The organism is Sphingobium sp. FW305-3-2-15-F-TSA7 (assembly GCF_058787155.1).
This window is the reverse complement of record NZ_JBYSZM010000045.1, coordinates 43,286-51,522: the sequence shown is the minus strand read 5'-3', so window position 1 is coordinate 51,522 and position 8,237 is coordinate 43,286. Positions and strand designations below refer to the sequence as shown.

The following is an 8,237-nucleotide window of genomic DNA, read 5'->3' as shown; positions in this document are numbered from 1 at the left end:
GCCCCAACCCCTCCCTTGAAAGGGAGGGGCTAATTGCTCTCAAAATCCCGAGAGAAAACTCGCGACATTGCGCCCTAGCGCGTCGGTGGCGTAGCCACCCTCCATCACCACCACCAATGGCAGTCCCGACGCGGCGATGCGCCGTGCCAACGCCGGATAGTCGCTCGTCTTCAGCTTGAACTGAGAGATCGGGTCCTCCTCGAACGTGTCGGCACCGAACGAAACCAGCAGCAGATCAGGTCCGAAATCGGCGATCGCACCAAGCGCGCCGTCCAGCACCGGCTCGTAATCCGCCAGCGTCGTGCCGCGTGGCAGCGGGAGATTGAGCGTCGCACCCTCCCCCGCCCCTTCGCCGCGCTCGTCGGCATGGCCCCAGTAAAAGGGATAGTCGGTCACCGGATCGGCATGGATCGAGACGAACAGAACGTCGCCGCGATCGTAGAAGATGTCCTGCGTACCGTTGCCGTGATGATAGTCGATATCGAGGATCGCGACCTTCTTGCGGCCCGCATCGAGCGCGGCCTGCGCGGCAACGGCGACATTGTTAATGTAGCAATAGCCGCCGAGATAGTCGGCGCCGGCATGATGGCCCGGCGGGCGGCAGAGCGCGAATGAATTGGATGCGCCGTCGAGCACGTCATGCGTCGCCGACAGCGCCGATTGCGCACCCCAATAGGCGCTGGCCCAGGTATCCGCGGTGATCGGCGTCGAGGCATCGAAACTGTACAGGCCGAGCTGCGCATCGATGCGATCGAGCTTGAGCGGGCGGCGGCGCGCGACCGGCCAGGTATAGCCGACGGCATCGCCACTGCGGCCCGCATCGATCCAGCGCGCATGCGCATGTTTGAGGAAATCGACATAGTCGGCCGAATGGACGCGCAGGATCGGCGCCTCACCGCGATCCGGCGGCGGCTCGGTCGCGCCAAGCGCGCCCAGCATGTTGCGGGCACGGCCGGGATGCTCGGCATAGGGGACGAAGCTGCCATTGTGCAGCTCCTGCTCGGGCGCGTGGTCAAGCTCGCGCGGATCGAAGAACAGTTTCATGGCGACATGCTAAAGCATCGCGCGGAAAAGAGTGAACCGGTTTTCCACGAAATTGGCCCAATCGCGGCGATCAACGGCCCGCCACGGCGGTGTGTTCGCCGAACGCGGCCCATTCATCACAGATTGATTTCCTTCATGTTACGGAACTGTGACTGGCTTCGTTAGGTTTTTACCGTCATAAATTTGTCATGGACCGAATCGCGCTCACTCTCCCGGCCTCGCCGCCACCGATCGCCAAGCTGCTTGGCGAAATGCGTGTGCTCGGCGAGCTGCGCCGCGGCTGGCGCTATGGTCCGGCGATGGCGACAGACCATGACGGTCATGGCCGCCCGGTGATGGTGATTCCCGGTTTCCTGGCGGCGGACGGATCGACGGTGATGCTCCGCCGTACGCTGAAGGCCGCGAATTTCCGGACTTTTGGCTGGGGCGAAGGCCGCAATTACGGTGTGAAGGCCGATATTCTCGAACGGCTCGATCGCCGGATCGACCAGATCCAGCGCGAATGTGATGCGCCCGTGGCCCTGATCGGCTGGAGCCTGGGCGGCCTGATCGCCCGCGAATATGCCAAATACGCGCCCGACCGGATCGATCGCGTGATCACGATGGGCAGCCCGTTTTCGGGCGACCTGCGTGCCAATCATGCCTGGCGCCTCTATGAACTGATCAATCGCCATCCCGTCGACCAGGGGCCGCTTTCGGTCAATCTGACCGAGAAGCCGCCCGTGCCCACCTACACTTTATGGTCGGAGAATGACGGCATCGTCTCGCCCGACTGCAGCCGCGGATTGCCGCATGAAAGCGATCGGACCTGGCAGGTCGGCTGCGGCCATCTAGGCTTCACGACATCGCCCGATTCGATCAACGCGATCTTCGAAGCGCTCGACGCCTGAGCTCTGACGCCGCGTCATTGATCGAAGCGATACCCTCTAAAATGGCACCGTCTCGGCGCGGTGGATGACGATCTCCGGCGGCTCGTTGGCGTTGGTCCGTGCATAGGCGGCAAAGGCGCGGGTTTCCGGCACCGCGAAATGCGTCCGCAGCGCGGCTTCGTCCTCCCAGAACTCGACGAACACCAGCCGGCACGGATCCTCGCAATCGACATGGACATTGTGTGCGATGCACCCCGGTTCCGATCGGGAACGGCGACAATGCTCAAGGCAGGCGGCCAGCATCGGGCCATGGCTTGCCGCCTGGGTATGGATTGCGCCGGTGACAATGATCATGGCTTCTCCTCCTCTCCCCCAATAACGAAGTTCCTGGCGACGTCGCGCGGTACGCGGCCGATACGACCGGTCGCCTTGTCGATCATCGCCCAGGTCGTCTTCGCGCGCACCTTCACCTTACCGTCGGGTCCGGTGAACTCGATCATCCGGTCGAAACGCGCGCCGCGCGGCCATTCGGGAACCCAGGTCCGCGCCGTCACGGTCTCGCCCGTGCGGACATTGCCAACATAGTCGATTTCGTGGCGCGCCACGACCCAGACATAGATATCGACATGCTCGGGCGCCGCGGCATGACGCCAATGCGCGGTAGCGATGTCCTGGATCCAGCGTACCCAGACCGCATTGTTGACATGACCCAGCTCGTCGATGTCGTCGTCGGTCGCAGTGATCGACCAGGTAAAGTCCATGAAACCGGCCTCCTCAGTCCACATCACCGAGCTGCCACAGCACGAATGCGTAGGTTTCCGCATCCTCGCGCAAGCTGTCGAACCGGCCCGACTTGCCGCCATGGCCCGCGCCCATATTGGTCTTAAGCAGCAGCATGTTCCCGTCGGTCTTGGTGGCGCGCAGCCTGGCCGCCCATTTCGCGGGCTCCCAATAGGTCACGCGCGGGTCGTTGAGCCCACCGGTGATGAGCAAGGGCGGATAGGCCTTGGCCGCGACATTGTCATAGGGGCTGTAGCTGCGGATCAGTTCGAACGCCTTTTTGTCGGTGATAGGATTGCCCCATTCGGGCCATTCGCCGGGCGTCAACGGCAGGCTGTCGTCGAGCATGGTGTTGAGCACGTCGACAAAAGGCACATCGGCGACCACCGCGCCCCATAGATCGGGATCGGTATTCGCGACGACGCCCATCAGTTCGCCGCCCGCCGAGCCGCCATTGATCGCGATATTGCCGGCCTTGGTGAAATTGGCGGCGATCAACCCCTTCGCCGCATCGGCAAAGTCGTGGAAGGTGTTCCAGCGTGCTTCCGCCTTGCCCTGCAGATACCAGTTATAGCCGAGATCGTCGCCGCCGCGGATATGCGCAATGGCAAAGGCATAGCCGCGGTCGAGCAGCGAAAGCCGTCCCGTCGAGAAGCTGGGCGGGATGGCATAACCATAGGCGCCATAGGCGTAGAGGAAGAGCTTGCCGTTGCCGTCCTTGCGGAAACCTTTCTTATAGACGACCGAAACCGGCACCTTGGCACCATCGCGCGCCGTCACCATCAGCCGTTCGGTCTCGTACTGGCTGGGATCGTAGCCCGACGGGATTTCCTGGACCTTGAGCGTCGTGAGCCCGCCGGTCGCGGGATCATATTCATAGGTGGTGCGCGGCGTCACCATCGAGGAATAGGACAGCCGATAGACGTCGGGATCATATTCGGGGTTGCTCGACAGCCCCGCCGAATAGCTCGCTTCCCCGAACGGGACACGGCTTTCCACGCCGTCATAGGTCCTCAGCACGACCTGATCGAGGCCATCGACGCGCTCGGAGAGGATGAGGTGCTTCTTGAAGGCCGCAAAGCCGGTCAGATAGACGCGATCGGAGCCGGGGATCACCGTCTTCCAGCTTCCGGGATTTGCCGGGTCGGCCTCCGCCAGGCGGAAGTTCACATGCTCGTCATTGGTCAGGATCCACAGCTTCCCATTGGACGAATCCACCGAATATTCGTGCTTCACCTTGCGGGGGGAAACCAGGATCGGCTCGGCAAGCGGGTTCGACGCGGGCAGCAGGCGCACTTCGCTGGTCTGGTTGTCGCCGGTCGCGAGGATGATCCACTGGCGATCCTGGGTTTCGTCGATACCGACCTGGAAACCGATATCCTGTTCCTCATAGAGGACCCTGTCGGTCTTCGGATCGGCGCCCAGCACATGGTGCAGCGCCTTGTAGGCGCGCCACTGCTCGTTGACCTCGGTATAGACCAGGCTCTTCGAATCCGCTGCCCAGGCGACTTCGCCGTTCACCTGCGTGCTGACCGTCTCCAGTTCGCGACCGGTCGCGATCTCGCGGATGCGCAGCGTGTAGCGTTCCGATCCATTGTCGTCGGCACCATGAGCCATCAGCCGGCCATCGGGGCTCACCTCGAGGATGCCGAGGCGGAAATACTCCTTGCCTTCGGCTTCCTTGGGTTCGTCGAACAGCACTTCGTCCGCGCCGCCGGAGACGGGCCGGCGATAATGGACCGGATATTGCGCACCGGTCTGATAGGCGAGCCAGTAGAGCCAGTCGCCGTCCCTTTGCGGAACCGACGAATCATCCTCCTTGATGCGGCCCTTCATCTCCTGGAAGATCGTCTCGACCAGCGCGGCGCGCGGCTTCATCTGTGCTTCGAAATAGGCGTTCTCCGCCTTGACGTAAGCGAGCACGTCGGCGTCGTTCACTTCGGGATAGCTCTGGTCCTTCAACCAGAAATAGGGATCCTGGATGGTGACGCCGTGGCGGGTATATGCATGCGGCCGCTGTTCGGCGACGGGGGGCTTGATCGGATCGGTCATGGTGTCTTTCTGGGCTTGAACGGGCGCGGCGAGCGCGATCAGCAGGGCGGCGGCCGGGGCCAGGCGCATGGTTGGTATTTCCCGTTGCGGCGGGTGGCAAGGCGGTCGCCATCGCCTTATGTTGATCGCAGCCACTAGAGATCAAGGATCAATCCATGTCCACCCATGAAGCGCGCCTTCAGGCGCTGCGCGAGCAACTGAAGCGCGACCGGCTCGACGGCTTCGTCGTTCCCATCTCCGACGAGCATATGAGCGAATATGTCGGCGATTATGCGCAGCGTCTCGCCTGGCTCACCGGCTTTCAGGGTTCGGCGGGATCGGCCGTGGTGCTTCCGGAGGAAGCCGCGATCTTCGTCGACGGCCGCTACACGCTGCAGGTGCGCGAGCAGGTCGACGGCAATCACTGGCAATATGTCGGCGTGCCCCAGACCAGCATCGCCCAGTGGCTGGGCGACCATGCCGCGACCGGCGCGCGCATCGGTTACGATCCCTGGCTGCACACGCGCGCCTGGGCCGATCAGGCGGCACAGGCGCTCGCGGAAAAGGGCGCCGAACTGGTGCCGGTGGACACCAATCCGGTCGATGCGGTGTGGCCCGACCGGCCGGAGCCGAGCAAGGCGAGGCTGGTCGTCCATCCGCAGGAGCTGACGGGCAAGGGTGCGGGCGAAAAACGCCAGGAGATTGCGGACTGGCTGCACGCGCACAAGGCCGACGCCGTCATTCTCTCGGCGCTCGATTCGATCGCCTGGACCTTCAACATCCGCGGGCGCGACGTCAGCCGCACGCCCGTCGCGCTCGCTTATGCCGTGGTGCATGCCGATGCGACCGCCGATCTCTATGTCGCCCCCGAAAAGATGGCCGACGACGTCGCCCAGCATCTCGGCAATGCCGTGCGCGTGCACGACCGGGCGGCTTTCGCGAAGGATTTCGCGGCACTGACGGGCAAGGCCGTGGTCGCCGATCCCGAACGCGCGGTCGCGGCGATCTTCGCCGGACTCGACAAGGCGGGCGCGAAGCCGATCGCATTGCGCGAACCGACCGTGCTGGCCAAGGCGCTCAAGAATCCGGTCGAGATCGCCGGCCAGCGCGCCGCCCAGGCGCGCGACGGCGCGGCGCTCAGCCGCTTCCTCCACTGGATCTCCGTCGAGGCGCCCAAGGGCGGGCTGACCGAATTGGCGGCGGCCGACCGGCTGGAGGCGTTCCGCAAGGACACCGGCAAGCTCGAGGACCTGTCCTTCGACACCATCTCGGGTGCCGGCCCCAATGGCGCGGTCGTCCATTACCGGGTGAGTGAGGAAACGAACCGCCCGATCGAGATCGGCTCGCTCTATCTGGTCGATTCGGGCGCGCAGTATCGCGACGGCACCACCGACGTCACCCGCACCGTCGCGATCGGCGATCCGACCTCCGAAATGTGCGATCGTTTCACCCGCGTGCTCAAGGGGCATATCGCGCTGGCGACCGCGATCTTCCCACAGGGCACGCGCGGCGGACAGCTCGACACGCTGGCCCGGCAATATCTCTGGGCGGCCGGGCTCGATTATGCGCACGGCACCGGTCATGGCGTCGGCAGCTTCCTGGGCGTCCATGAAGGGCCACAGCGCATCGCCATGTCGGCCGGCGGCCAGGCCGGCACCGACGAACCGCTGCGCGCGGGCATGATCCTGTCCAACGAGCCGGGCTATTACAAGACCGGCGAATACGGCATCCGCATCGAGAATCTGGTGCTGGTCGAGGATCGCGACATTGCGGGCGCGGAAAAGCCCGTGCTGGGCTTCGAGACGCTGACCTTCGCCCCGGTCGAGCGGCGGCTGATCGATGTCACGATGCTCTCACCCGCCGAGCGGCAATGGGTCGACGGCTATCATGCGAAGGTGCTGGCCGTGGTCGGCCCGCAGCTCGACGGCGAGGCGAAGGCCTGGCTGGAAGCGCAGTGCGCGCCGCTTTGAGGGCGATCACACCCCCATTGTCATTCCCGCGAACGCGGGAATGACAATGGGCTGATCAGGCTGCCGCCACGCCCTTCGGAATCACCGCATCGGCATAATCGCTGTCGGCAAGCGCGATCAGCGAGCGATCGTCGTGATTCCAGGGGTGGAAGCCCGGCAGGAAGAAAGCCGACCAGGACGGGATCAGCTTGCGGACGACGCCGGGGCTGCCGAACCAGAGCCAGAGGATGCGCATCGCGGCGCGCGGCCCTTCGATGCCATCCTGCTTGAGCAGATAGAGCATGCCCTGGAAGCGCTTCTTCCAGAATTCCTTGCTGACCAGCAGCATCATGATCGTCTTGACCTTCCAGCGCTTCCAGCGCGACCAGTCGCGCGTGGCGTGCAGCCAGGTGTCGTAGGCGACGCCCTTATGCTCGATCTCCTCGATCGCGTGCCATTTCCACATCGCGACCAGTTCGGGATCGGCGCCTTCCCAATAGCCGGGTTCCTTGAGCATCTTCTGCGCCATGATCGCGGTATAGTGCTCGAGCGCCATGGTGACCGCGAGATTCAGGATCTGCGGCCGATCCTTGGTCAGTTCCAGCGACTGGGCGACGACATTTTCGAGATACGCGATCTCATAGCCCGCATCGGACACGCGCTTGTTGAACGAGACATGCTCGCGGCTGTGCATCACCTCCTGCTTGATGAAGGCGTTGATCTCCCGCTCCAGCTTGGGCGGCACGCCGTCGCGGAACGCACGCACGCTTTCGACGAAGAATGCCTCGCCGCGCGGGAAGGTGACCGAAAGCGCGTTGTAGAAAGCCGTTGCAATCGGATCGCCGCGCATCCACCACCGTTGCTGCGTCATGCCGCGTCCAAAGCGGCGGTCGCGGGGGGTGATGGTCAGGTCCGTGGGTGTCTTGTCGCGGGTCATACCAAAGCTCCTTGAGCATCCAACTGGGCCTTACTGACATACATGTCAATAGTGAAAAAGAGATTGAGCCCCGAGCACAGCCGCGCCGCCGCGCTCAATGCCGCGCGCGAGCTGCTGATAGAGGCAGGGCCTCAAGCGGTTACGCTGAAAGCCGTGGCCGGGCGGATCGGACGCACCCACGCCAATCTGCTCCACCATTTCGGTTCGGCCGCCGGTCTTCAGAAAGCGCTGATCAAGTCGCTCGCCGAATCGGTGACTGCGGAGATCGGTGCGGCGGTGCTCCGCTCGCGCGCCGGCGATCATGATCCGCGCGAAGTGGTCGACCTCACCTTCGACGCCTTCGACCGCGGCGGTGCCGGCGCACTGGCGAGCTGGATGCTGCTGTCGGGCAATGAGGACGCGCTGGATCCGATATTGGAGGCGATCCATCGGCTGGTCGACGAGCTGGGCGAAGGGCATGACGGATCGATTCCGCTTCACGAACAGACGCTTTCGCTGGTGCTGACCGCGCTTGGCGACGCATTGCTCGGCGGTCCGATGGCAAGCGCCCTCGGCCTTCCGCGCGACAAGGCACGCGAGATCGCGGCGGCGCAATTGCGCGCATCGATGGCGGGGAAGGCCTGACCT

At 64.1% G+C, this 8,237-nt stretch carries 8 protein-coding genes; 3 read left to right on the top strand and 5 right to left on the bottom strand.

The window, feature by feature from the left end; all coding sequences use genetic code 11:
• Positions 1–39: 39 nt before the first annotated feature.
• Complete coding sequence (locus AC3WN8_RS26985; RefSeq protein WP_492672604.1) at positions 40–1,044, bottom strand: histone deacetylase family protein; 1,005 nt, start codon at positions 1,042–1,044, stop codon at positions 40–42.
• A gap of 188 nt (positions 1,045–1,232) precedes the next feature.
• Here AC3WN8_RS26985 and AC3WN8_RS26980 point away from each other — a divergent pair, with 188 nt between their 5' ends.
• A complete protein-coding gene (locus tag AC3WN8_RS26980; protein ID WP_492672603.1) occupies positions 1,233–1,934 on the top strand; it encodes an esterase/lipase family protein in 702 nt (233 codons plus the stop codon).
• A gap of 36 nt (positions 1,935–1,970) precedes the next feature.
• On the opposite strand, the gene AC3WN8_RS26975 is transcribed toward AC3WN8_RS26980, so the two are convergent.
• The 3 genes from AC3WN8_RS26975 to AC3WN8_RS26965 are packed head-to-tail and all read right to left on the bottom strand — an operon-like array spanning position 1,971 to position 4,745.
• Positions 1,971–2,267 (bottom strand): putative quinol monooxygenase, encoded by a 297-nt coding sequence (locus tag AC3WN8_RS26975; protein WP_492672602.1) that lies wholly within the window; start codon positions 2,265–2,267, stop codon positions 1,971–1,973.
• Positions 2,264–2,674, bottom strand: a complete 411-nt coding sequence (locus AC3WN8_RS26970; RefSeq protein ID WP_492672601.1) for an acyl-CoA thioesterase — start codon at positions 2,672–2,674, stop codon at positions 2,264–2,266. The genes AC3WN8_RS26975 and AC3WN8_RS26970 overlap by 4 nt, the downstream gene beginning before the upstream one ends.
• Before the next feature lie 13 nt (positions 2,675–2,687).
• Positions 2,688–4,745, bottom strand: coding sequence for a S9 family peptidase (locus tag AC3WN8_RS26965; protein ID WP_492672606.1), 2,058 nt, complete (start codon positions 4,743–4,745; stop codon positions 2,688–2,690).
• 155 nt (positions 4,746–4,900) lie between these two features.
• Between AC3WN8_RS26965 and AC3WN8_RS26960 the strand changes: the two genes are divergently transcribed.
• Positions 4,901–6,694: an aminopeptidase P family protein gene (locus tag AC3WN8_RS26960; protein ID WP_492672600.1), complete on the top strand. Its 1,794-nt coding sequence runs from the start codon at positions 4,901–4,903 to the stop codon at positions 6,692–6,694.
• 55 nt (positions 6,695–6,749) lie between these two features.
• Here the strand turns inward: AC3WN8_RS26960 and AC3WN8_RS26955 are convergent, their stop codons facing one another.
• Positions 6,750–7,610: a metal-dependent hydrolase gene (locus AC3WN8_RS26955; RefSeq protein WP_492672599.1), complete on the bottom strand. Its 861-nt coding sequence runs from the start codon at positions 7,608–7,610 to the stop codon at positions 6,750–6,752.
• Positions 7,611–7,652: 42 nt separating this feature from the next.
• On the opposite strand from AC3WN8_RS26955, the gene AC3WN8_RS26950 reads away from it, so the two are divergent.
• Positions 7,653–8,234 carry a TetR/AcrR family transcriptional regulator gene (locus AC3WN8_RS26950; protein WP_492672598.1) on the top strand — a complete coding sequence of 194 codons (582 nt, stop codon included), beginning with the start codon at positions 7,653–7,655 and terminating at the stop codon, positions 8,232–8,234.
• The last annotated feature ends 3 nt before the right edge of the window (positions 8,235–8,237 follow it).

What these genes read in the sequence shown, in the direction of transcription:
- AC3WN8_RS26960 (WP_492672600.1), top strand. Translation starts at nt 4,901, where the DNA reads ATGTCCACCCATGAAGCGCGCCTTCAGGCGCTGCGCGAGCAACTGAAG.
- AC3WN8_RS26975 (WP_492672602.1), bottom strand. Translation starts at nt 2,267, where the DNA reads ATGATCATTGTCACCGGCGCAATCCATACCCAGGCGGCAAGCCATGGC.
- AC3WN8_RS26980 (WP_492672603.1), top strand. Translation starts at nt 1,233, where the DNA reads ATGGACCGAATCGCGCTCACTCTCCCGGCCTCGCCGCCACCGATCGCC.
- AC3WN8_RS26985 (WP_492672604.1), bottom strand. Translation starts at nt 1,044, where the DNA reads ATGAAACTGTTCTTCGATCCGCGCGAGCTTGACCACGCGCCCGAGCAG.
- AC3WN8_RS26965 (WP_492672606.1), bottom strand. Translation starts at nt 4,745, where the DNA reads ATGACCGATCCGATCAAGCCCCCCGTCGCCGAACAGCGGCCGCATGCA.
- AC3WN8_RS26970 (WP_492672601.1), bottom strand. Translation starts at nt 2,674, where the DNA reads ATGGACTTTACCTGGTCGATCACTGCGACCGACGACGACATCGACGAG.
- AC3WN8_RS26950 (WP_492672598.1), top strand. Translation starts at nt 7,653, where the DNA reads ATGTCAATAGTGAAAAAGAGATTGAGCCCCGAGCACAGCCGCGCCGCC.
- AC3WN8_RS26955 (WP_492672599.1), bottom strand. Translation starts at nt 7,610, where the DNA reads ATGACCCGCGACAAGACACCCACGGACCTGACCATCACCCCCCGCGAC.